We start from the raw sequence: 24134 nt of genomic DNA, 5'->3' as shown, positions 1-24134 counted from the left end.
TAGGAATACCGTGAAAAGGGTGAAGCGCTTGGCTACAAAGCATGAACAAATATTAAAGCATATCGATGGGCTTCCAGTTGGCGAGAAGATTTCCGTCCGCCAAATTGCGAAAGCATTGAATGTTAGTGAAGGAACGGCGTATCGGGCCATTAAAGAGGCGGAGAATCAGGGCTTTGTGAGCTCGATTGAGCGGGTAGGCACGATTCGTATCGAGAAAAAGAAAAAAGAGAATATTGAAAAGCTCACTTTTGCCGAAGTGGTTAATATTGTGGACGGACAAGTTCTGGGCGGCAAAACGGGACTTCATAAAACCTTGAATAAATTCGTCATTGGGGCAATGAAGCTGGATGCGATGATGAGATATACAGGCGCAGGAAATCTGTTGATCGTCGGAAACCGTACACAGGCCCATGAGCATGCGCTAAAAGCGGGAGCGGCGGTGCTCATTACCGGAGGCTTCGATACGGAAGAGCCGGTTAAAAGGTTAGCTGATGAATTGGAAATGCCCGTCATTTCCACGAGCTATGATACCTTCACTGTCGCCACGATGATCAACCGGGCGATTTATGACCAGTTGATCAAAAAGGAAATCTTGCTTGTGGAGGATATCTTGACACCGGTTCAGGAGACGACTTTTTTGACGATCGGTGACAGGGTTCAGACATGGCACGAACTCAATCAGGAGTCAGGTCATAGCCGTTTCCCTGTTGTTGATGACAATATGAAGGTCCAAGGAATGGTCACTTCAAAAGATATCATCGGTCAGGAGGAGTTGACACTCATCGAAAAGGTGATGACGAAAAATCCGTTGACCGTCGGTGATAAAACGAGTGTGGCCTCTTCTGCGCATATGATGGTTTGGGAAGGGATCGAATTGATTCCGGTCGTGAATGACAGTCATATCCTCAAAGGAATCGTGAGCAGGCAGGATGTGCTGAAGGCGCTGCAAATGAGCCAAAGGCAGCCGCAGGTTGGCGAGACGATCGATGATACGATTACGAGTCAGCTTGTGATGACTTCGAACCGGGGGAAAGGTGAGGAAGTGTATAACTATGGCGTCACTCCGCAAATGACCAATTACCTTGGGACGATTTCGAGCGGGGTGTTCACGACATTGGTTACGGATTCAGCGAACCGGGCACTGAGAAGCTACAAGCGAGGTGACTTGGTTGTGGAGAATATGACGATTTATTTCATCAAGCCAGTCCAAATCGACAGTACGCTTGAAATTCGCCCACGTGTTCTTGACGTAGGGCGTAAATTCGGAAAAGTGGATGTCGAGGTGTTTAACCAAGGTAAACTTGTCGGGAAGGCCATGTTAACGTGCCAATTGCTGGACAGATCTTGAAAAATGAATCAAAAAGGATAATCGAAGGTCGATTATCCTTTTTGATTTGCGGCTTCTTCAATCGCATATGGCAGGTAATATTTATACATTTTATAGCCTCCAAAAATGCTGAACAGGCCGACTGAGATGAAAACGGCGGCAATGATATAAGTGGTGGTCGTGTGGAACAGAAAAAGCTGGTTGATCCCAAAAAGGGCGACAAACGCCCCTAGGGCAATGGAAGACTTTCCGGAGATCCACTTTTTCTCCATCGGCATTTTGGTGCGTACCGATTTGATTTTATAAAACAGATAGATTCCCAGTGAAAGCACGATCAAGGTGACAAGGATAGGCATCGTTTGAAATTCCCCCAATTTAACATATGTACCTTTTTATTGTAGCGGGAAATTCGTTGGAATGCCACAGGAAACAAGATGAGTCTTCCTATTTCTCCAAATATTTGATTAAATGAAATATATCAACTTAAACTACTAATACATATGTTGGAGGGAGATTTATATGAAAGCTGAGATTTTGGCAGAAATAAAGCGTTATGATACGATCATTCTCCATCGTCATGTCCGTCCGGACCCGGATGCCTATGGTTCACAAGGGGGACTGGCGGAAATCCTGAAAGCATCTTTCCCTGAAAAACGGATATTCACTGTCGGTAAGGAAGAACCGTCATTGAATTATTTAAGAAGGCTTGATGTGATTTCGGATGAAACGTATCAAGGGGCTTTGGTGATCGTATGCGATACAGCAAATACGGACCGGATTTGTGATGCACGGTATAAAACGGGGGATAAGCTGATCAAGATCGATCATCATCCTAATGAAGATCCATATGGAGATATGCTGTGGGTTGATACAACAGCAAGTTCCACATGTGAAATGATTTATGATTTTTACCTGTTCGGCAAAGATCAAGGGTTGAAGATGGTTGACGAAGCGGCACGCCTTCTTTATGCAGGCATCGTTGGCGATACAGGACGCTTCCTGTTCCAGAGCACGACAGAAAAGACATTTGACCATGCCGGTGAATTGATCACCTATTCGTTTTCCCGCCCGCAGTTATATCAGGAGATGTACGATGTCAAGGAAAGCATCGTCCGCTTGAATGGTTATGTGCTGCAGCATTTTGAAATCCTGCCATATGGGACGGGGAAAATGATCATCACGAAAGATATCCTTGAAAAATTCGATGCTTCGGCATCGGAGGCTTCACAGCTCGTATCCGCGCTCGGCTCGATCAAAAATGTGAAATCATGGGTGTTTTTCATTGAAGAAGATCAAGAGATCAGAGTCCGTTTCCGTTCCAAAGGACCGATCATCAATACGATCGCCCGGAAATACAACGGTGGCGGCCATCCGCTCGCTGCCGGGGCTTCGATCCATTCCTGGGATGAGGTCGATATGATCCTTGCCGATATGGAAGCATTGAATAAAGCGGAATGAAAAAAAGGCAAAGGCCAAATCGAATGGGATTTGGCCTTTGCCTTTATGTTTTAGACGCCAGTCAAGAAGTAGTCCTTTTGAGTTTGATCTCGATATTCATTTTCGTATAAAACATGATTTCGGAAACTTGAAGATGATACCGCTTTTTATTGATGGTCATGATTTTATTCTCGATGGATTTTTTCAATAACATCTTTCCGTTATATACACTCACGACATCCTTGGCAAGCAGCGAGGATAGATCGTCCTCTATTAAATCCTCCGCTTCCGCAACACTCAGATGATCGAGGCTATAATCCGTACCGTTCGTAATCTTCACTTCCACTTCCTGAATCGTTAAAATTTCTTCGTTTTGCTGATTCAATTTTTTATAATCTTGCTCCCAAATGGCGATTTTTCCGTTCAAATCCTTGATTTCTTCCCGCTGCTCGTGAAGGGTCCGGATCTGCTTCTCCTGCTGGACCCCGTGCATATAAAAGAACATCACCCAGCTGAGCAATCCGCCAAGGGCAGCCCCGGCAAAAAAACGCTGCCAGGTGGGTGCCCGATGATAAGGGGGGATCCTCATGGGGAGATATGCTCCTGCGTGAACCAGTTAATGATCAGTGCTCCTGTCTGTGCACCGCCAAGCGCAGACAGAATCAATAGAACCTGTTTGACGATATCCTTCGTTTCCCCGTGAAAAATGCCGCGCTCAAAATTATAGACCATATCAAAAGTACCTCCGATCGCCGCGACGATGGCCCAAATCCGCAGGCTGTCCGATAATCGGAAAACAGCTGTCATCGGGGCCTGTCCCGTAAAAAAAGCGGCGAGGCCTCCGATTATCGAGCCGCCAAGCAGAACGCCAAGCGATATGAAAAAGCTGTTAAGAAAGGCAGGAACAAAGGCTTCATTCATGTATCATCATCCTTTTTGGCTTGATATTCTTCTATTCCAATTATATGGGGAGTGCAGGGGGAATATGATAGCCTGTGGAAATACGGTGCGAAATGGGATTGGAAATGAGAACATATTTTCTTTTTTTGAAATAAACACTATAATGAAAGAAACATGCCTTACAAAGGTGGGAGAAAAAAACGTGTATACTCATCTCCATATTCAGAGCGGATACAGCCTGCTGACAAGCACGGTGAAGATTACGGAACTTGTGGCCAAAGCGAAAGCGGATGGCTGTACAAGTCTTGCCTTGACCGATCGAAATGTCATGTACGGTTCAGTCTATTTTTATAAAGAATGCAAGAGACAGGGAATAAAGCCGATCATCGGGATTCTAGCGGATGTCCTGGATGAATGGGAAGCGGCGCATGGACTTCTGTTATTAGCAAAAAATCTACAAGGATACCAGAACCTGCTTAAGATAAGCAGTGCCATAAAAACGAAATCACCTTCGGGCATCCCGATGAATTGGCTTAAAGGCTACTCCAAGGGATTGATTGCGATCACGCCGGGGGCCGGAGGGGAAATAGAAACGCTGCTAAAGGAAGAAAGGCCGGAAGAAGCCCAACAGGCAGCCAGGAAGTTTCAGCAGATTTTTGGGGCGGATAACTTTTATGCATCGATACAGAGATTGTCGATTGCAAATGAAGAGGAAGGAAACGAAGCCATAAGTCTGCTTGCGAAAGAGTTAGGGATAAAGGTCGTAGCGACGAATCCAGTCTATTATTTGAACGAAAGCGATGCACTTGCCCAAGAAGTGTTGCTGGCGATCGGAAATGGGGACAAGCTCGCTGATGAAGCGCACACGGTGCTTGAATCCAAGCAATATTATTTGAAGAGCCGGAAACAGATGGCGGAGTTATTTCATGACAGGCCGGATGCACTCGAAAATACGCTCGTTATTGCCGGGCAATGCAACCTGGACATTCCGTTTCACCGGTCCCTGCTGCCTAAGTATCCTACCGAAGCCGGGATGACGGCAGAGGAAATGCTCGAAGCCGTTTGTTTCGATGGGTTGAAGAAGAGGCTGCCGGAGCCGCCCATTCAATATGAAGAGCGACTGCGATATGAATTGGATGTCATTACTAAGATGAAATTCAGCGATTACTTTTTAATCGTGTGGGACTTCATGAAATTTGCTAAGGATCAGCAAATCCTGACCGGACCTGGAAGGGGATCTGCCGCAGGTTCGATGGTCGCTTACGTGCTGTCGATAACGGATGTCGATCCAATCGAGCATTCCTTGCTGTTCGAGCGTTTCCTGAATCCGGAAAGGGTCTCGATGCCCGATATCGATATTGATTTCCCGGATAACCGCCGTGAAGAGGTGATTGCCTATGTCGCCAAGAAATACGGCGAATATCATGTAGCTCAAATCATTACGTTCGGTACATTGGCGGCCAAAGCCGCATTGAGGGACACGGGACGCGTTTTCGGATTGAATTCCAAGGAACAGGAAGCGGTCTCGAAAATGATTCCAAACCGCCTTGGCATAACGCTGCCTGAGGCTTTCAAGGAATCGAAGCGGCTGCGCGATTTCGTTAATGAGAGCAATCTGAATCAAAAGCTTTTTCAAACGGCGCTATTGCTTGAAGGATTGCCTCGCCACACTTCGACTCATGCTGCAGGTATCGTCATCAGCGACCAGGCTCTGACCGAGCATATCCCGATTTCCGGAGGGCATGAGGGCATCCATCTGACGCAGTATCCGATGGACCTTCTTGAAGAGCTTGGTCTCCTTAAAATGGACTTCCTGGGACTCCGCAACTTGACGCTCATCGATAATATTATAAAAAATATCCAAAAAGGAACCGGGAGAAAGCTCGACCTTTCCCAAATCCCCATGGATGATCCCGAAACCCTGGCGTTATTAGGGAGAGGCGAAACAACCGGAGTGTTTCAATTCGAATCGGATGGCATCAGGAAGGTTTTGGTCAAGCTGAAGCCGAACCGATTCGAGGATATCGTCGCGGTCAATGCCCTCTACCGTCCAGGTCCGATGGAAAACATTCCATTGTTCATCGAGCGAAAGCATGGTTTGGCGCCCATCGATTACTTGCACGAGGATTTGCGGGATATACTGGAGCCTACATATGGAGTCATTGTCTATCAAGAACAAATCATGCAAATTGCCTCACGCTTGGCCGGTTTTTCACTTGGGGAAGCAGACCTGCTCAGGAGGGCCGTTTCCAAGAAGAAAAAAGATGTGCTGGATGAGGAGCGTCAGCATTTTGTCAGCGGGGCCTTGCAGCAAGGATATTCCGAAAAAACCGCGGATGAGATATACTCCTTGATCGTGCGGTTCGCCAATTATGGATTCAACCGCAGCCATGCGGTCGCATACAGTGTCATTGCCTATCAGCTGGGATACTTGAAAACCCACTACCCTGAATATTTCATGGCAGCTCTCATGACATCGGTAATCGGGAATGATGAAAAGGTCGCCCAATATATCCGAGAGGCAAAAAAGAAAGGGATTGCCGTCCTTGCTCCTTCAATTAACCGGAGCGGCTATCCGTTCATACCGGAAAAGGAAGGAATCCGTTTTAGCCTAGGAGCCATTAAAGGGATAGGCGGTACCGTCTTGAAGGAAATCTTTGCGGCAAGACGGCAAAAGAAATTCGAGGATTTATTCGACTTCTGTTTGCGAGTATCGGGTAAGATCGTCAATAGAAAGGTGCTCGAGGCCCTTGTGAATTCAGGTGCATTCGATGAATTCGGGGAAGACCGGGCTACATTGCTGGCAAGCCTGGACGTCGCGATAAGCCATACTGAATTGGTCAATCCGGACGATGATCTATTCGATATGTTTTCGGATGGCGAATTTTCCCTCAAGCCTAAGTACAATCATGTCGACCCCATCCCGATCGAAGACAAACTGGCATTGGAAAAAAACGCATTGGGACTTTACCTATCGAATCATCCCGTGACCGGCTACAGGGAGCTTTTCCAATACTTCGGCTGTTTGAGCATAGATGAAGCGACCAATAAGAAGGAATCGAAAATCTTGCTTGGCGCCTATATTACATCGGTAAAAACGATAAGGACGAAAAAGGGCGATGTGATGGCATTTTTGAGCGTAAGTGATGAAGAGGGGGATATCGAAGCGGTCGCTTTCCCGAATGTGTATAAACTCCATTCTGCGGAATTGAGCCACGGACAAGTCATCATGCTGCAAGGAACGCTGGAAGAGCGTGATGGAAAAAACCAGCTTCTGATCAAAAGTGTATACCCGCTCGAAAAAGTGAAGCAAATGAAGGAAGAAAAAAATGGAACGATCTTCCTGAAGGTGGAAGCTGACAAGCAAACGAATGACACGCTGCAAAAAATAAAAAAAATTTTACTGCAGCACGGCGGCGAAACGAAGGTCATGCTTTTTTACGAAAGGGAAAACCGCTATGTACAGCTATCTTATTGGGATTGGGTCAATCCTACCGACAGTTTGTTGCAGGCATTAATTGACATGGTCGGAAAAGGGAATGTGGTTTACAAGAAAGAATAACTGTTTTACAACTTTAATAGATATGTTATATTGAAAACAGGCCGCTGTGGTCTGACCACTAGATTTCAGCATATAATATCCGGGTTGCCCAATTCGTTTTAGGAGTGAAAATATGTCATTAAGAGAAGAAGCTTTACATATGCATCGCTTGAATCAAGGGAAATTAGAAACAGTTTCGAAAGTGCCTGTTAGGAATGCAGTGGATTTAAGCCTCGCTTACTCTCCTGGCGTTGCAGAACCTTGTAAAGAAATTTACGATAAGCCGGAAACCGTTTATGATTACACGATGAAAGGGAATACCGTCGCAGTGATTTCCGATGGGACGGCTGTGCTGGGGCTTGGGAACATAGGTCCGGAGGCCGCTTTACCAGTCATGGAAGGTAAAGCCGTTTTATTTAAAAGCTTTGCGGGAGTGGACTCTTTTCCAATTTGTTTAAAAACGACGGATGTGGATAAAATTGTAGAGACCGTTAAATTACTCGAGCCAACATTCGGAGGAGTCAATCTAGAGGACATCGCTGCACCGAATTGCTTTGAAATCGAAGAACGGCTCAAGAAAGAAATGAACATCCCTGTTTTTCATGATGATCAGCACGGTACAGCGATTGTAACTGTTGCCGGTCTTGTAAATGCATTACGTCTTGTCAATAAATCGATATCAGAAATAAAAGTGGTGGCGAATGGGGCTGGAGCTGCCGGCATCGCCATCATTAAATTGCTTTATAGCTATGGCGTTCGTGACATCATCATGTGTGATACGAAAGGTGCCATTTATGAGGGCCGTTCGACAGGCATGAATGATATCAAGGAACAAGTGGCCAAAGTGACCAATCGAAATAAGGTTTCAGGACCTTTGGAAGCGGTCATCCATGACGCTGATGTGTTTATCGGCGTTTCTGCCGCAGGTGCATTGACTAAAGAAATGGTTTCAACGATGAACCGGGATGCGATCATCTTTGCGATGGCCAATCCGGATCCGGAAATCATGCCTGAAGATGCGAAAGCTGCAGGTGCAAGAGTGGTAGGTACGGGTCGTTCGGATTTCCCGAATCAGGTTAATAACGTTCTTGCATTCCCGGGGATTTTCCGCGGAGCATTGGATGTACGTGCGACACATATCAATGAAAAGATGAAGGTGGCGGCTGTAAAGGCTATTGCCGGTTTAATACAAGAACATGAGCTGAATGAAGATTATGTGATTCCTGCTCCTTTTGATGAGAGGGTGGCTCCTGCCGTTGCCTCTGCTGTTGCGAAGGCAGCAATGGAAACGGGAGTGGCCAGAATTCATGTCGATCCTGAGGAAATTAAAGAAAAAACAAGGAAATTAGCGATCATTGGAAAAAGTGAGGAATAATTAATTTGAAGGATCGTACTTCTTCATCCAAAATTTATCTCGATGTCGTTGAGAGCCTTCGTAGAATGATTGAAGCGGACAGCCTCTTGCCAGGGGATAAAATCCCCTCGGAAAGGGAGCTGTCGGATCGTTTGAATGTCGGCCGTTCCTCAGTCCGTGAGGCATTGCGTGCCTTGGAGCTATTAGGATTGATAGAGACGAGGCGTGGTGAAGGGACGTTTATCAGGGATTTCCAGGAGCATAAGCTAGTCGAGCTTCTGGGAACCTTTTTTTTGCAAGACAAAAAGGTACAAGAAGATTTGGCTGAGACGAAACGGTTGATTGAAATCGACTGTTTGAGGATCGTCGCTTTCTTCACAACGGCCGAAGAAATCAAGCGGCTGGTGAGCTGGGTCAAAGCGGAGGAGTTCCGTGATGACGACTTCTTCTTAAGAATTGCGATATTGAACCGAAACCGATTACTGGAAAGAATCTGGCGCATTGTCAACAGCTATGCTAGAACATCAGAGATGGTGCTGGGTAATGTGGAAAAAGAAGATTATCTGTCACTTCTTACATATTTGCTCGAACGGGATGAAGAAAAAGCTATCGAAACGTATCTTATTAGAATCAGAAATATGTCGAAGGACGAGTGACACCTTTTTACACGATACTGATTTCATTTCTGATATAGTTTGTACCAAGTATCATAAAACAGATAATTGGTGGTAAAGGGAGGATTAAGCTTGCTTAAAGAGCTATTTGCGAAGTCTAAGAAGAAATATGCAACGGTTCCTTTAGATCGGGAGAAACAAGATGTACCAGAAGGAATTATGACTAAATGCCCCGGCTGTAAAAAAATCATGTATACAAAAGAATTATTGAAAAACAAGAAAGTCTGCCTCCACTGCGGGTTCCATCATTCGATGTCTTCACATGAACGAATCGAATGTTTATTTGATGCCGGCAGTTTCAAGGAATTCGATAAAGAAATGATATCCGTCAATCCGCTTGGATTCCCGGATTACTTGGACAAATTGGAGAAGGATAAAAAGAAGGCCAAAATTAACGAGGCGGTCGTTACAGGAGTGGGGACCATCAATGGGTACCAAGTGTCGACAGCCATCATGGATTCCAATTTCCGGATGGGAAGCATGGGGTCGGTCGTTGGCGAAAAAATTACCCGTGCCATCGAACGCGCAGGTGAATTGAAGATCCCGTTCATCATATTTACAGCATCTGGCGGCGCCCGGATGCAGGAAGGCGTACTGAGCTTGATGCAGATGGCCAAGACAAGCGCTGCCCTCAAGATGTTCAGCAATGAAGGCGGCTTGATCGTATCGATGATGACCCACCCAACTACGGGCGGTGTTTCGGCAAGCTTCGCTTCACTTGGTGATATTAACCTAGCTGAACCGGGTGCCTTGATCGGTTTTGCCGGGCGCAGGATCATTGAACAGACGATCCATGAAGAACTTCCAGAAGACTTCCAAACGGCCGAGTTTCTGATGAAGCACGGCCAATTGGATGCGGTCGTTAAGCGTACTGAATTGAAAGAAACCTTGACGACGATCCTAAAAATCCATGCCCCGGGTGGTGAATGGTCATGATATATGAATTAGAGTTCGAGCGTCCCGTTACGGAACTGAGAAATAAAATTAAAGAGCTGAAGGCACTTACGAAAAATGCTGACGTGGATCTTACGGTTGAGATCGAAACCCTGGAAAAACGTTTGGAAAAGCTGGAAGCGGATATTTATGATCATTTAAAACCGTGGGATCGAGTGCAGATTGCCCGTCATCCGGCCCGCCCGACAACGCTTGATTACATCCCGTTATTATTCAATGACTTCATCGAGTTTCATGGTGACCGTTATTATGGGGACGATGAGGCGATTGTCGCTGGCATCGCCCAGTTCGATGGGCGGTCCGTGACCGTCATCGGTCATCAGCGCGGCAAGGATACGAAGGAGAATATCCGTCGTAACTTTGGCATGCCCCATCCAGAGGGCTATCGAAAAGCGCTGCGCTTGATGAAACAGGCGGAAAAATTCAATCGGCCGATCATTTGCTTCATCGACACGAAGGGAGCATTCCCTGGGAAGGCTGCAGAAGAACGCGGTCAAAGCGAAGCCATTGCTAAAAACCTTTTTGAAATGGCCGGGCTGAAGGTGCCGGTCATCAGCATCGTCATCGGCGAAGGCGGAAGTGGCGGTGCCTTGGCACTTGGAGTTGGAGATCGGATTTTCATGCTTGAGAATTCAACATACTCGGTCATTTCTCCTGAAGGGGCTGCTGCGTTATTATGGAAGGATGCTTCCCAGGCTAAAAGAGCTGCTGAATCGATGCAGATTACGGCTCCTGACCTGAATCGCTTAGGGGTCATCGATGAAATCATCCCGGAAGTAAAAGGCGGCGCCCACCGGAATGCAAATGTTCAGGCAGAAGCCATAAAGGAAACCTTGAAACGTTCATTTAATGAGCTCCTCCCATTGAAAAGTGAAGATCTCATCAACCAACGTTACATGAAATTCAAGAAAATCGGTGAATATGAATTCGCAAAACAATCTGAGGGGAAACCTGAGGACGTAAAACAGCATTCATAAACATCTGTAAAGGAAAAAACGTGCTGCCTGGGGCAACACGTTTTTTCAGCCTTTCCAACGGAGTGGTACGTCGGTGGCCAACCCTAAAGCTATGATTGTATGAAGAATGTAAAGATTTGCGCCATATTACTTCAATTTCTGAACAGAATCGGTTAGTCTAATAACATCAAGTGACCATAAGTTGAAATAGTTACTGCTTATTGAAGCTTGAAAAAGGGTACAATGGTATATAAGGGCTTAAATTTGATTAGTGTTGTAGAGAGGTGACATTTATGAAAAGAATAGGTGTATTGACAAGCGGAGGAGATTCTCCAGGCATGAATGCGGCAGTCCGAGCGGTTGTCCGGAAAGCCATTTTTCATGAAATGGAGGTCTTTGGGATTTATCATGGCTATCAGGGGCTGATTAATGGGGATATAAGGCAGCTTGAACTTGGATCTGTCGGTGATATCATCCATCGCGGGGGTACGATGCTACATACAGCTCGCTGTCTCGATTTCAAGACAGAGGAGGGCCAGCTAAAGGGAATAGAACAATTGAATAAATTTGGGATCGAGGGCCTTGTCGTAATAGGCGGCGATGGTTCTTACATGGGAGCCAAGGCATTGACTGAAAGGGGCTTTCCTTGTATAGGGGTTCCAGGAACGATTGATAATGACATACCTGGGACAGACTTTACGATCGGCTTCGATACGGCTCTGAATACCGTCATTGATGCCATCGATAAAATCCGTGATACGGCGACTTCTCATGAACGCACTTATGTCGTTGAAGTAATGGGAAGAAATGCTGGGGATATCGCACTTTGGGCCGGACTGGCCGGAGGGGCGGAAACGATCCTTTGCCCGGAGTATGATTACGATATGGATGATTTGGTCGGGAAGTTGAATCGCGGGCATGAACGCGGCAAAAAACATAGTATCATCATCGTTGCGGAAGGTGTCGGGAGTGCTGTCGATGTTTCCAGGAAAATTGAGGAAAAGGCAGGAGTCGAAACACGCGTGACGGTTCTTGGCCATGTTCAGCGGGGCGGATCTCCTTCCGCAAACGACCGTGTCCTGGCAAGCAGACTCGGTGCCAGAGCCGTGGAATTGCTTTTGGAGGGCAAAGGGGGCCGGGCTGTCGGGATAGAACAGAATCGACTTGTCGACCATGGTATCATCGATGTCCTAGGTAAACAGCATACAATCGACAAGAAAATGTATGATTTATCGTCCGAACTATCCATCTAGGCAATCAGTATCGTCCAATGAACAGATTGAAGAATTCCGTAAAAAAGTAGAGACACATTACACTACGCCCCTGTCTCCATAAGTTGGACAGGCGGCGAGTTTTCAAGGAGGAGCACACCATGCGAAAAACCAAGATTGTTTGTACGATCGGCCCCGCAAGTGAAAGCATCGAAAAGCTGGTTCAATTAATAGAAGCGGGGATGAATGTGGCTAGGCTTAACTTTTCTCATGGCAATCATGAAGAACATGCCGCCAGAATCAGCAACATAAGGGAAGCTAGCGAAAAATCAGGGAAACAGGTAGCGATCCTGCTGGACACAAAAGGACCTGAAATACGCACCAATAACATGGAGAACGATTCCATGGAGCTAGTAGCCGGTAACGAAGTCATCATTTCCATGACGGAAGTGCTTGGAACGCCAGAGAAATTTTCCATTACTTATGAAGGACTTCTTCATGATGTCCACACCGGATCGAAAATCCTGTTGGATGATGGATTGATCGGTCTTGAAGTATTGAAGATTGATGAAGCAAGAAAAGAAATCCATACAAAAATATTGAATAGCGGTACCCTGAAGAACAAAAAAGGTGTCAATGTGCCGGGTGTCTCGGTCAATCTGCCAGGCATCACGGAAAAAGACGAACAGGATATCTTGTTTGGGATAGGACAGGGTATCGATTTTGTCGCGGCATCATTTGTACGGAGAGCCTCCGACGTCCTTGAAGTGCGTGAATTACTGCAGCAAAATGGAGCGGAGCATATTCAAATCATCCCTAAAATCGAAAACCAGGAAGGCGTCGACCGTCTTGATGAAATCCTCGAAGTTTCAGATGGCTTGATGGTGGCTCGCGGAGACTTGGGTGTGGAAATTCCTGCTGAAGAAGTGCCGCTAGTCCAAAAGCAAATGATCAAAAAGTGCAACAACGCCGGAAAACCGGTCATTACGGCTACACAAATGCTTGATTCCATGCAGCGTAACCCAAGGCCGACACGGGCTGAAGCAAGTGACGTCGCCAACGCCATCTTTGATGGAACGGATGCCATCATGCTGTCAGGAGAAACAGCTGCGGGAACTTATCCTGTAGAAGCGGTGCAAACGATGCACAACATAGCATCACGTGCTGAATCAGCGCTTAATTATCGGGATATATTATCAATCAGAAGTAAAGTGAACCGTCATAATGTCACGGATGCCATCGGTCAGTCGGTTGCCCATACTGCACTTAATCTTAATGCCGGAGCGATCATCACGCCTACCGAAAGCGGTCATACGGCAAGGATGATTTCTAAATATCGCCCTAAAGCACCAATCATTGCGGTTACGTCCAATGACCATGTTTCTAGAAGCCTTGCGTTAGCTTGGGGAGTTTATCCGCAAATCGGACCTAAGGCGACAACTACGGATGAAATGCTTCAAACGGCGATCGATGAAAGCCTGCACTCAGGTTTAGTATCACATGGAGACTTAGTGGTCATAACTGCCGGCGTCCCTGTCGGTGAAACGGGTACGACTAACCTGATGAAGATTCATGTATTGGGAGAGGTTCTTTTGAAGGCGCAAGGAATCGGCAGGAAATCCGCAAAAGGCCAAGTGGTCATAGCGAAGAATGCCAAGGAAGCTTTGGAAAAAGTAACGGAAGGATCCGTATTGGTTACGATCGGTTCCGATCGGGATATGATGCCGGCCATTGAAAAATGTGCAGCATTGATTACCGAAGAAGGCGGATTGACAAGTCATGCCGCTGTCGTGGGCGTCACTCTGGGCATTCCTGTCATCGTGGGCGCTGAAGACGCGACCAAAGCCTTCAAGGATGGACAAAGAGTAACTGTCGATTCAGGCCGTGGCGTCATTTATGATGGACATGCCAACGTTTTATAGAATGAAATTTTTGGCTCATTCCAGCCGATGAGGTAAGATGGGTGTACCGTACCAGAAATGGGCTGTGCAGGAGGAAAGTAAATGAGATATTTTTTATTCTTTATCATTGCGATGCCGGTCGTTGAAATCATTGTCCTATTGCTGTCAGGAAAGGTGATTGGCTTTTGGCCTACGTTGTTCCTGATCATAGCCACTGGTTTAATCGGAGCCTATCTTGCTAAAAAGCAAGGGATGGAAACCTGGAGAAAGGCACAGGAACAGATCCGTTATGGAATGATGCCTGGAAATGAAATCATTGATGGGATCTGTATTTTTATCGGAGCTGCCCTGCTGCTGTCCCCAGGTCTCATCTCGGATATCATGGGATTGATCCTTGTGTTTCCGCCAACCCGGAATCTCCTCAAACCGATTGTTATCCGTTTTTTTATGAACAGGATGAACAAAGGAAAAGTCACCGTCATCCGGCATAAGTAATATAAGGCTGTTTAAGGGCTCACGCTTTTAAACAGCCTTTTTATTTTTGGGAAAGGAAATCAATGAAAGCATCCCGGAGTATCTCCAGGGATGTTTTTTTATTTCATGGGAGGAATCGCGCTCTGTTTTCACCGCTAAAGAATGACATGGAATGGCTGAATAGTGGGGAAACGCCTAGTGGAAACGTTGATAAAAGAGGCTTTTTTTACCTTGTTCTCATTTTTCTGAATTTTTTAGAAAAAACTGGTGACAAATTTATACAACGTGTTATATAATACAAACAGGAAATGAAACAACTGTATTATAACATAGGGGAATTGGAAAGGAAGTGGAGAGGCAACATGATTACGGAAGCAAAAGGCTTACAAATTACAGGCAACGTTAAGCCGGGATATGAACAAATACTTACAGCGGAAGCTCTACAATTCATTGAAAGGATCGAGCGGCATTTCGGTGAAAGAAGAAAGGAACTTCTAGAACGGCGCCTTAGCGTTCAAGAAGACTTGAATCAAGGCAAGCTCCCTGATTTCCTTGAAGAAACGAAGCATGTTCGCGAAAGTGATTGGACCATTGCCCCACTCCCGCACGACCTGCAAGACCGCAGGGTTGAAATTACCGGGCCAGTCGACCGTAAGATGATCATCAATGCGATGAATTCCGGTGCCAATGTTTTTATGGCCGACTTTGAAGACGCCAACTCACCCACTTGGGAAAATTGCCTGGATGGTCAGCTGAATTTGCGCGATGCAATCAGGGGTACCATTTCATTCGATAATCAAAATGGGAAAGTATATGAATTAAAGGGAAAAACAGCTGTACTGAAGATAAGGCCCCGCGGCTGGCATTTAGAAGAAAAACATGTTCTTTTGGATGGACAGCCAATATCAGCTAGCATTTTTGACTTTGGCCTTTACTTCTACCATAACGCTAAAGCATTGATGGAAAAACAAAGCGGCCCATATTTCTACCTGCCCAAAATGGAAAGCCATCTGGAAGCAAGACTATGGAATGATATTTTCGTATATGCACAGAACGATTTGAGAATCCCGCAAGGAACCATCAAGGCTACGGTGTTGATTGAAACGATTCTTGCCGCATTTGAAATGGACGAAATTCTGTACGAGCTGAAAGAGCATTCGGCTGGCCTGAACTGTGGACGCTGGGATTATATCTTTAGTTTCCTGAAAAAATTCCGTCACTCGGATGATGTCATATTCCCTGATCGCCTTCAGGTCACGATGACTGTACCGAACATGAGGGCATATTCTTTATTGGCTATCAAAACATGCCACACTCGAAATGCTCCGGCTATCGGCGGAATGGCCGCACAAATCCCGGTGAAAAATGATCCGGTCAAGAATGACGAGGCTTTTGCGAAAGTCCGTGCCGATAAGGAGCGCGAGGCAAGGGACGGGCACGATGGAACCTGGGTGGCGCATCCAGGTATGGTAAGTACGGCGAAAGAAGTATTTGACCTGCTTGTACCGAAACCGAACCAAATTTACCGGAAACGTGAAGATGTCCATGTAACGGCGCAAGAGTTACTCGCAGTACCCGAAGGAACCATCACTGAAGCAGGATTGAGGACGAACATTAATGTAGGCATCCAATATATTGCCTCTTGGTTAAGCGGCAGAGGGGCAGCTCCGATTAATAACTTAATGGAAGATGCAGCGACGGCTGAAATTTCAAGAGCTCAAGTTTGGCAATGGATCCGCCATCCAAAAGGGATTCTCGATGATGGCAGGAACATAGACGAGGCATTATTCCACCAAATCAAAGCAGAGGAATTGGCGGCCATTAAAACGGAGGTAGGGGAAGAAACCTTCCAAACAGGAAAGTTCGCAGAAGCTACTAAACTATTTGAAGAATTGATTGTAGCTGATGAGTTTGCTGATTTCTTAACCAATCCGGCATACGAGCAATTATCTTAATTTTTAAAATACTCATATAAAACAGGGGGAAATGACAATGACGAATGAAAGAGTGCAACAATTACAACAAAGCTGGGAAAACGACTCACGGTGGACTGGGATCAAACGACCTTATACGGCTGAAGAAGTGATTAAATTAAGAGGTTCGATCGATATCGAACAAACATTGGCCCGTCGTGGTTCCGAAAAATTATGGAATCTTTTGAAAACGGAGGATTTCATCAATGCATTGGGAGCGTTGACTGGCAACCAGGCCATGCAACAGGTGAAGGCCGGTTTAAAAGCGATTTACCTTAGTGGCTGGCAAGTGGCAGCCGATGCTAACATTGCCGGGCAAATGTACCCGGATCAAAGTCTATATCCGGCCAACTCCGTGCCGCAAGTGGTTAAACGCATTAATCAGACACTTCAGCGTGCAGATCAAATCAGCTTTGCTGAAGGGAAAAATGATATTGATTGGTTCGCTCCAATCGTGGCGGATGCTGAGGCTGGCTTTGGCGGCTCGCTTAATGTTTTTGAATTAATGAAAGGCATGATCGAAGCCGGAGCAGCTGGCGTTCACTTTGAAGACCAACTTTCCTCCGAGAAAAAATGCGGTCACTTAGGCGGCAAGGTTCTTCTTCCGACCCAAACGGCCGTGCGTAATTTGGTTTCCGCCCGTTTGGCAGCCGACGTAATGGGGACACCGACGATTTTGATTGCTCGTACGGATGCAGATGCTGCCGATTTGATTACCGATGATATCGATCCGGTGGATGCGCCTTTCATTACAGGTGAAAGGACTCCAGAAGGGTTCTACCGTACGAATGCAGGTCTGGACCAAGCCATTGCACGCGGTTTGGCATATGCACCGTATGCCGACCTGATCTGGTGCGAGACTTCGGAACCTAATCTGGCTGATGCCCGCCGTTTTGCGGAAGCGATCCATGCAGAGTTCCCTGGGAAACTGCTAGCTTACAATTGTTCACCATCATTCAACTGGAAAGCGAAATTAAGCGATGAAGAAATTGCCACCTACCAAGTCGAATTAGGTAAATTGGGTTACAAATTCCAATTCGTTACACTTGCAGGCTTCCACTCATTGAATCACAGCATGTTCAATCTTGCTCTAGGTTACAAAGAGCGCGGCATGGCTGCATACTCTGAACTGCAGCAGGCTGAGTTCGCCAGTGAAGCGGAAGGGTATACGGCAACACGTCATCAACGTGAAGTGGGAACGGGTTATTTCGATGAAGTGGCACAAGTCGTTTCAGGAGGAACCTCGTCCACGACGGCACTTGCCGGTTCTACTGAAGCAGAGCAATTCGAGACTTCGAAATAAGCTTGATATATAAAAAATCCGCCTCGATCCGAGGCGGATTTTTATATGATATCAGGAGAATGCTATCTATATATTGGTGATGTACTTATGTGGGTTTTTTTGTATCCGCGCCGATGATGAAGGTCCAAATGGCCTGGAAGACATGGGCCCGCTGAAGTGTATTGAAGATCACGAGTACGACAGGGCCCGCTATCAGTCCTAGGAACCCGATCAATTTGAAGCCGATGAACAGGGCGATGAGAGTGGCAAGCGGATCGAGTCCGATACTGGAAGAGAGGACCTTGGGCTCTATCAACTGACGTTGGACGACCACGATTATGTAAAGCACCGACAAACCGATTGCAAGACTCGTATTTCCGACGATGAACTCGAAAATGATCCATGGAATGAAGATCGTGCCCGTCCCTAAATAAGGAATGATATCGACCAAGCCGCAAATGAGGGCAATCGTAATTGAATAATTAACCCCTAAAATGAGAAACCCGATCAAAATCGTGACAGTCGTCAATGAGACAAGCGTGAATTGTGCACGGATGAAGCCGAATAAGGCCCGTTTCAAGTCCCTGAACAAACGCTTGGCACCTGAAAAAATCTTATCGGGCAGCACACTGCTGGTCATCCTGCCAAAGGTGTCCCAATCCTTGCTGATGAAGAAAGTGCCCAGCAGCGTAAAAAGGAGTGCTGTTGCAGTGGTTGGGAACCAGCCGATGATTGTGGGAATGTTCTTCAAGAACGCTTGAATGAACCCGCTTACTCCTGTAGTGATGGATTCGCCGATGTTTTGGATATTCTTGAGGACGGTATCCTGCTGGTCGACATCCAAATTATTGAACATCGCCGCGATTTGGTTGTATAAAGGGATGATGGTGGTGGCGATGTAGGACTCTACATAGTCCACGATCGTTTCGATATGTTCAGGGATGACTCCTGCAAGGTAATTGGTACCGGAGATGATTTCGGTTACCAGCAGGGTGATGAGCCCCGCAAATATCAGAAAAATGAGTAAGAGGGAAACGAATACGGCAAACCCCCGTGGTAACCTGCCTTTCTTTTCGAAGAAAGTGACAAGCGGATTCATCAAGAATGCAATTACCATGGCGATGATGAATGGATATGTATATTTGGATAAATAAAACAAGGCAATCCCACCTAAGATCACCCCGCCGATGACGAGCAAAGAACGAATGAAGCGATACATATAAACTGGATTCAAGACATATCCTCCTTCAATCATAAAGTTTGTATTATAATTGTAACGAGAATGGAAATGAAAGGAAAGATTCTTTCGTCCTTCGATGTAACTTTTTACACAAATTGTCCTCTCCATTAACAAGGAAAGAAGGAAATTTGCTATGTTAAAATAATAAAATATAAAAAAGAATGGAGTCGAAGGCATAATGGTAAACGGACCTATCGCATTTTTAATATTGCTTGCAGCGATCGGCTGGTTCGGGAAAAATACATCGCTGATCATGGCTGCAGGTTTTCTGCTGATCATGAAAGTGGTTGGTCTTGACGCTAAGGTTTTCCCCTATCTCGAGGCGAAAGGAATCAATTTGGGGGTCACGATCATCACCATTTCCGTACTGATACCGATCGCGAATGGGGCAATCGGGTTCAAGGAGCTCGGAGATGCGGTTAAATCCCCGTATGCCTGGATCGCGCTTGCATCCGGAATAGCGGTTGCGCTTATAGCAAAAAATGGGATTACACTATTATCACATGATCCCCACATCACCACGGCCCTTGTTTTTGGGACGATTCTTGCGGTAGCCTTATTCAAGGGCGTTGCCGTTGGTCCGTTAATCGGGGCTGGCATTGCTTATTTATGCATGCAAATCTTCAATTTTTTCAAATGAAGAAGGAGGCGGATGACCAATAACCGCGACCGTCATGGAAATGGAATTATTCTATTTAATGTTTCATTTATTCTGCTTTGTAACGGAATTCTGGAAAAAACGTTAGAGGCCTTCTTTGAAAATGCAAGAGAATATGTAGCTAATTCTTCTGATAAAATAATAATTTTTTCACATTTTAAGTGCTTTTCATTCCCAAAAAAGTGTTTATTGTTTATAATAATGTTGTAACTGCTCAGGATTATTAAAATTGGGATTCAGAATATCCATGATATTTTGAGGAATCTTAAAAAAGATGTAGTTATTGAGCAAGCGCTCACTAGGAATGGCTACAAGCATTAAATTTTTAGATCTTATCTTAAGGTTTAGCGTACATTTTACTATTGTGGGGTTTTATTTCTGTGAACGCTTCCAACATTAAGATGTATGTCTTCTGCTAAAAAATAGATGGTTGTATTCAATAGCTAATCTCTTGGAAGCGCTATATTTATACGCAATGAGCAAGGACATAGGGGAATATTCAGGAAAAGGAGAGATTTAGTATGACAGCAACAAAAGGTCTTGAAGGTGTGGTAGCAACAACTTCATCAGTAAGCTCCATCATCGATGATACATTAACGTATGTAGGTTATGACATCGACGATTTGGCTGTAAATGCATCATTCGAAGAAGTAATCTATCTATTATGGCACGGAGCTCTTCCGACCAAAAGCCAATTAGAAGAATTGACTAAACAACTTGCTGAAAATGCTGAAATTCCAGCTGAAGTGGTTAATCATTTCAAAACTTACCCAATTGATAAAGTGCACCCAATGGGAGCTCTTCGCACAGCCGTTTCCCTACTTGGTCTATATGATGAAGAGGCAGACGTAATGAGTGAAGAAGCTAACTATCGTAAAGCCATCCGCATCCAAGCTAAAATCCCTACATTGGTAACAACTTTCGCTCGTATCCGTCAAGGAAAAGAATCGATTGCACCGCGTACAGATTTAAGCTTTGCTGCTAACTTCTTATATATGTTAAGCGGCAATGAACCAACGGCAATCGAAGAAGAAGCATTCAACAAAGCGTTGGTCCTTCATGCTGACCATGAATTGAACGCTTCTACATTCACGGCACGTGTTTGTGTGGCTACATTATCCGATATCTATTCCGGTGTTACTTCTGCCCTTGGCGCTTTAAAAGGCCCACTTCACGGCGGAGCTAACGAACAAGTCATGAAAATGCTTACGGAAATCGGTTCCGTTGAAAATGTAGAGCCTTACATCAACGAAAAATTAGCCAATAAAGAAAAAATCATGGGCTTTGGCCACCGTGTATACCGTAAAGGCGATCCGCGTGCCAAGCACCTTAAGGAAATGTCCCAAAAATTGACGGAGCTTACTGGACAACCTCAATATTATGATATGTCCATTAAAATCAATGACATCGTAACGGGTCAAAAAAATCTTCCGCCAAACGTGGATTTCTATTCCGCTTCGGTATACCATAGTTTAGGTATCGAGCACGACCTATTTACACCAATCTTTGCTGTGAGCCGTGCTTCAGGCTGGATCGCTCATATCCTTGAGCAATATTCCAACAACCGTTTGATCCGTCCGCGTGCAGACTATGTTGGACCAGGTATGCAAAAATACGTACCGATTGAAAAACGCTAAGTAAAAGTTTTTCGAAACTTATTTTTATTTCAACGGATTTGTAGTAAATTAATAGATGTGAGTAAAATGGGTTAGTGGTGCTGCCTGCTTTAAAGGTGGACCATCTAACCTTTGAATTTGAATCGGAGGTAAGAGACATGACACAAAGCCAAAAAATCACAGTTACTAACGGTGCTCTTAACGTGCCAAACAACCCAATCGTTCCTTATATCGAGGGAGACGGAATCGGTCCTGATATCTGGGCAGCAGCTTCTCGCGTTTTGGACGCAGCAGTTGAAAAAGCCTACAATGGCGAAAAGAAAATCGAATGGAAAGAAGTTTTAGCTGGACAAAAAGCATTTGACCAAACAGGCGAATGGCTTCCGCAAGAAACTTTAGATGTCATTAACGAATATCTGATCGCGATTAAAGGACCTCTTACAACTCCAATCGGTGGCGGTATCCGTTCATTGAACGTTGCATTGCGTCAAGTATTGGACTTATTCGTATGTCTTCGCCCAGTACGTTACTTTGAAGGTGTACCTTCTCCAGTAAAACGTCCGGAAGACACTGATATGGTCATCTTCCGTGAAAACACTGAAGATATCTATGCAGGCATCGAGTATGCAAAAGGTTCTGATGAAGCGAAGAAATTAATCGATTTCCTACAAACTGAATTCGGTGTGACAAACATCCGTTTCCCAGAAACTTCTGGTATCGGGATCAAACCGATTTCCGAAGAAGGAACAAAACGTCTTGTTCGCTCTGCGCTTAACTATGCGATCAAAGAAGGCCGTAAATCATTAACGCTTGTTCATAAAGGCAACATCATGAAATTCACGGAAGGCGCATTCAAAACTTGGGGCTATGAAGTTGCTGAACAAGAATTCGCCGACAAAGTGTTCACATGGAACCAATATGACAAAATTAAAGACGCAGAAGGCACTGAAGCTGCTAACCAAGCACAATCTGCTGCTGAAGCTGAAGGCAAAATCATCGTTAAGGATTCCATTGCTGATATCTTCTTACAACAAATCCTGACTCGTCCTAAAGAGTTTGATGTTGTTGCAACAATGAACTTGAACGGAGATTACATCTCAGATGCATTGGCTGCACAAGTTGGCGGAATCGGTATCGCTCCAGGAGCAAACATCAACTACGAAACTGGACATGCCATCTTCGAAGCAACTCACGGAACGGCTCCGAAATATGCTGGCCTTGATAAAGTTAACCCATCTTCCGTTCTTCTTTCAGGCGTTCTTTTACTTGAACACCTTGGCTGGAACGAAGCTGCTAACAGCATCACGAAATCAGTTGAACAAACGATCGCTTCTAAAGTTGTTACATATGACTTTGCCCGCCTAATGGAAGGTGCAACAGAAGTTAAATGTTCCGAGTTCGCTGACGAGCTTATCAAAAACCTTAAATAATAATCTTTGCTTATGATGCTTTCCGGAAAAGTTCCTCTGCGGGTTCTTTTCCGGAAGGCTTATATGTGTACATGAGGACGTTGTGAGTATTCCGAAAATTTAGTCAATTCAAGGAGGAAATGATATGTCTAAGCGTAAAAAGATCACAGTGGTCGGTGCAGGCTTCACGGGTGCCACGGCAGCATTCCTGGCAGCCCAAAAAGAACTTGGCGATATCGTGTTAGTCGATATTCCGCAAGCTGAAGGCCCTACAAAGGGTAAAGCGCTTGATATGGCGGAAGCAGGTCCCGTCCTGGGCTTCGACGCTAACATCACCGGCACTTCCGATTATGCCGATTCAAAGGATTCCGACGTAGTCATCATCACTGCCGGTATTGCTCGTAAGCCAGGTATGAGCCGTGACGACTTAGTTCAAACCAACCAAAAAGTTATGATATCCGTAACCAAAGAAGTGGTTAAACATTCTCCGAATACAACCATCATCGTTTTGACCAACCCAGTAGATGCCATGACGTATACCGTTTATAAAGAATCAGGTTTCCCAAAGGAGCGTGTTATTGGGCAATCAGGTGTTCTTGATACAGCCCGATTCCGAACATTCGTAGCACAGGAATTGAACTTGTCCGTTAAGGACGTGACTGGTTTCGTACTTGGCGGACACGGGGATGATATGGTTCCCCTTGTACGTTATTCTTATGCTGGCGGTATTCCTTTGGAAACATTGATCCCCCAAGAACGTTTGGATGCAATCGTGGCACGTACCCGTACTGGCGGCGGGGAAATCGTGAACCTTCTTGGAAACGGCAGCGCCTATTATGCACCTGCTGCGTCCCTGGTGGAAATGGCTGAAGCGATCCTCAAAGACCAACGCCGTGTTCTTCCGTCAATCGCCTATCTTGAAGGTGAATACGGATTCGAAGGAATTTACCTCGGTGTGCCGGCTGTATTAGGTGCTAACGGCATTGAAAGAATCATTGAACTTGAATTGACTGACGACGAAAAAGCGGCGCTTTCCAAATCGGTTGACTCAGTTAAAGCAGTCATGCAAGTCCTTCAGTAAGGGAGACTTGTAGGTTCCCTTGATATCAAATGCCCGGACATGGGGGGTAGGCCAATGCCTATCTCCCCATATTCGGGCTGTTTTTTTACCCGACTGATTGGGGACAATGAAAAAGTGGAATCGGATCGATGATTTTTTTTATGTGT

At 45.5% G+C, this 24134-nt stretch carries 20 protein-coding genes; 16 read left to right on the top strand and 4 right to left on the bottom strand.

Annotated elements, in window-relative coordinates:
• Positions 1-28 precede the first annotated feature (28 nt).
• On the top strand, positions 29-1348 hold the full coding sequence (locus MHI53_RS17645) for a DRTGG domain-containing protein (RefSeq protein WP_061142323.1): 1320 nt from the start codon (positions 29-31) through the stop codon (positions 1346-1348).
• A 32-nt stretch (positions 1349-1380) separates the two neighbouring features.
• On the opposite strand, the gene MHI53_RS17640 is transcribed toward MHI53_RS17645, so the two are convergent.
• Complete coding sequence (locus tag MHI53_RS17640; protein ID WP_061142233.1) at positions 1381-1683, bottom strand: YtpI family protein; 303 nt, start codon at positions 1681-1683, stop codon at positions 1381-1383.
• A gap of 163 nt (positions 1684-1846) precedes the next feature.
• Between MHI53_RS17640 and MHI53_RS17635 the strand changes: the two genes are divergently transcribed.
• Positions 1847-2785, top strand: coding sequence for a bifunctional oligoribonuclease/PAP phosphatase NrnA (locus MHI53_RS17635; protein ID WP_340371836.1), 939 nt, complete (start codon positions 1847-1849; stop codon positions 2783-2785).
• A gap of 61 nt (positions 2786-2846) precedes the next feature.
• On the opposite strand, the gene ytrI is transcribed toward MHI53_RS17635, so the two are convergent.
• Positions 2847-3353 (bottom strand): sporulation membrane protein YtrI, encoded by a 507-nt coding sequence (ytrI, locus tag MHI53_RS17630; protein ID WP_061142231.1) that lies wholly within the window; start codon positions 3351-3353, stop codon positions 2847-2849.
• Positions 3350-3685 (bottom strand): YtrH family sporulation protein, encoded by a 336-nt coding sequence (locus MHI53_RS17625; RefSeq protein ID WP_061142230.1) that lies wholly within the window; start codon positions 3683-3685, stop codon positions 3350-3352. The genes ytrI and MHI53_RS17625 overlap by 4 nt, the downstream gene beginning before the upstream one ends.
• A gap of 181 nt (positions 3686-3866) precedes the next feature.
• On the opposite strand from MHI53_RS17625, the gene dnaE reads away from it, so the two are divergent.
• The 10 genes from dnaE to aceA all read left to right on the top strand — a co-directional run bounded on the left by dnaE (position 3867) and on the right by aceA (position 18005).
• Complete coding sequence (gene dnaE, locus MHI53_RS17620; RefSeq protein WP_311316476.1) at positions 3867-7226, top strand: DNA polymerase III subunit alpha; 3360 nt, start codon at positions 3867-3869, stop codon at positions 7224-7226.
• A gap of 112 nt (positions 7227-7338) precedes the next feature.
• Positions 7339-8580, top strand: a complete 1242-nt coding sequence (locus MHI53_RS17615; RefSeq protein WP_061142229.1) for a malic enzyme-like NAD(P)-binding protein — start codon at positions 7339-7341, stop codon at positions 8578-8580.
• A gap of 5 nt (positions 8581-8585) precedes the next feature.
• A complete protein-coding gene (locus MHI53_RS17610) occupies positions 8586-9215 on the top strand; it encodes a GntR family transcriptional regulator (protein WP_081092399.1) in 630 nt (209 codons plus the stop codon).
• A 90-nt stretch (positions 9216-9305) separates the two neighbouring features.
• Positions 9306-10169: an acetyl-CoA carboxylase, carboxyltransferase subunit beta gene (gene accD / locus MHI53_RS17605; RefSeq protein ID WP_340371835.1), complete on the top strand. Its 864-nt coding sequence runs from the start codon at positions 9306-9308 to the stop codon at positions 10167-10169.
• Entirely contained in the window at positions 10166-11164 is a 999-nt protein-coding gene (gene accA / locus MHI53_RS17600; RefSeq protein ID WP_061142227.1) for an acetyl-CoA carboxylase carboxyl transferase subunit alpha, read from the top strand. The genes accD and accA overlap by 4 nt, the downstream gene beginning before the upstream one ends.
• A gap of 272 nt (positions 11165-11436) precedes the next feature.
• Complete coding sequence (gene pfkA, locus MHI53_RS17595) at positions 11437-12396, top strand: 6-phosphofructokinase (protein WP_061142226.1); 960 nt, start codon at positions 11437-11439, stop codon at positions 12394-12396.
• Between the two features lie 119 nt (positions 12397-12515).
• Entirely contained in the window at positions 12516-14276 is a 1761-nt protein-coding gene (gene pyk / locus MHI53_RS17590) for a pyruvate kinase (protein WP_061142225.1), read from the top strand.
• Between the two features lie 81 nt (positions 14277-14357).
• Positions 14358-14750, top strand: coding sequence for an FxsA family protein (locus MHI53_RS17585; protein WP_061142224.1), 393 nt, complete (start codon positions 14358-14360; stop codon positions 14748-14750).
• 341 nt (positions 14751-15091) lie between these two features.
• Entirely contained in the window at positions 15092-16684 is a 1593-nt protein-coding gene (aceB, locus tag MHI53_RS17580; protein ID WP_340371834.1) for a malate synthase A, read from the top strand.
• Between the two features lie 37 nt (positions 16685-16721).
• Positions 16722-18005: an isocitrate lyase gene (aceA, locus tag MHI53_RS17575; RefSeq protein ID WP_061142221.1), complete on the top strand. Its 1284-nt coding sequence runs from the start codon at positions 16722-16724 to the stop codon at positions 18003-18005.
• 85 nt (positions 18006-18090) lie between these two features.
• Here aceA and ytvI read toward each other — a convergent pair whose 3' ends face one another.
• Complete coding sequence (gene ytvI, locus MHI53_RS17570) at positions 18091-19218, bottom strand: sporulation integral membrane protein YtvI (protein ID WP_340371833.1); 1128 nt, start codon at positions 19216-19218, stop codon at positions 18091-18093.
• 184 nt (positions 19219-19402) lie between these two features.
• On the opposite strand from ytvI, the gene MHI53_RS17565 reads away from it, so the two are divergent.
• The 4 genes from MHI53_RS17565 (at position 19403) to mdh (ending at position 23988) form a co-directional block, all read left to right on the top strand.
• Positions 19403-19864 (top strand): DUF441 domain-containing protein, encoded by a 462-nt coding sequence (locus tag MHI53_RS17565; RefSeq protein ID WP_061142219.1) that lies wholly within the window; start codon positions 19403-19405, stop codon positions 19862-19864.
• A 539-nt stretch (positions 19865-20403) separates the two neighbouring features.
• The gene (citZ, locus tag MHI53_RS17560) at positions 20404-21519 is read left to right on the top strand and encodes a citrate synthase (RefSeq protein ID WP_061142217.1); all 1116 of its coding nucleotides are present in this window, start codon (positions 20404-20406) and stop codon (positions 21517-21519) included.
• Positions 21520-21614: 95 nt separating this feature from the next.
• Positions 21615-22928 (top strand): NADP-dependent isocitrate dehydrogenase, encoded by a 1314-nt coding sequence (gene icd / locus MHI53_RS17555; protein WP_260320185.1) that lies wholly within the window; start codon positions 21615-21617, stop codon positions 22926-22928.
• A gap of 124 nt (positions 22929-23052) precedes the next feature.
• On the top strand, positions 23053-23988 hold the full coding sequence (mdh, locus tag MHI53_RS17550; protein WP_061142215.1) for a malate dehydrogenase: 936 nt from the start codon (positions 23053-23055) through the stop codon (positions 23986-23988).
• The last annotated feature ends 146 nt before the right edge of the window (positions 23989-24134 follow it).

Origin of the sequence: Peribacillus sp. FSL E2-0218 (assembly GCF_037992945.1) — a bacterium.
In the GTDB taxonomy this organism is placed as follows: domain Bacteria; phylum Bacillota; class Bacilli; order Bacillales; family DSM-1321; genus Peribacillus; species Peribacillus simplex_B.
This window is presented reverse-complemented; position numbering and strand designations above follow the sequence as displayed.

Bases quoted from the DNA above. Each gene is read 5' to 3' on its own strand.
- MHI53_RS17640 (WP_061142233.1), bottom strand. From the start codon at position 1,683: ATGCCTATCCTTGTCACCTTGATCGTGCTTTCACTGGGAATCTATCTG.
- MHI53_RS17585 (WP_061142224.1), top strand. From the start codon at position 14,358: ATGAGATATTTTTTATTCTTTATCATTGCGATGCCGGTCGTTGAAATC.
- aceA (WP_061142221.1), top strand. From the start codon at position 16,722: ATGACGAATGAAAGAGTGCAACAATTACAACAAAGCTGGGAAAACGAC.
- accA (WP_061142227.1), top strand. From the start codon at position 10,166: ATGATATATGAATTAGAGTTCGAGCGTCCCGTTACGGAACTGAGAAAT.
- mdh (WP_061142215.1), top strand. From the start codon at position 23,053: ATGTCTAAGCGTAAAAAGATCACAGTGGTCGGTGCAGGCTTCACGGGT.
- MHI53_RS17635 (WP_340371836.1), top strand. From the start codon at position 1,847: ATGAAAGCTGAGATTTTGGCAGAAATAAAGCGTTATGATACGATCATT.
- pfkA (WP_061142226.1), top strand. From the start codon at position 11,437: ATGAAAAGAATAGGTGTATTGACAAGCGGAGGAGATTCTCCAGGCATG.
- MHI53_RS17625 (WP_061142230.1), bottom strand. From the start codon at position 3,685: ATGAATGAAGCCTTTGTTCCTGCCTTTCTTAACAGCTTTTTCATATCG.
- citZ (WP_061142217.1), top strand. From the start codon at position 20,404: ATGACAGCAACAAAAGGTCTTGAAGGTGTGGTAGCAACAACTTCATCA.
- MHI53_RS17565 (WP_061142219.1), top strand. From the start codon at position 19,403: ATGGTAAACGGACCTATCGCATTTTTAATATTGCTTGCAGCGATCGGC.
- pyk (WP_061142225.1), top strand. From the start codon at position 12,516: ATGCGAAAAACCAAGATTGTTTGTACGATCGGCCCCGCAAGTGAAAGC.
- MHI53_RS17615 (WP_061142229.1), top strand. From the start codon at position 7,339: ATGTCATTAAGAGAAGAAGCTTTACATATGCATCGCTTGAATCAAGGG.
- ytrI (WP_061142231.1), bottom strand. From the start codon at position 3,353: ATGAGGATCCCCCCTTATCATCGGGCACCCACCTGGCAGCGTTTTTTT.
- aceB (WP_340371834.1), top strand. From the start codon at position 15,092: ATGATTACGGAAGCAAAAGGCTTACAAATTACAGGCAACGTTAAGCCG.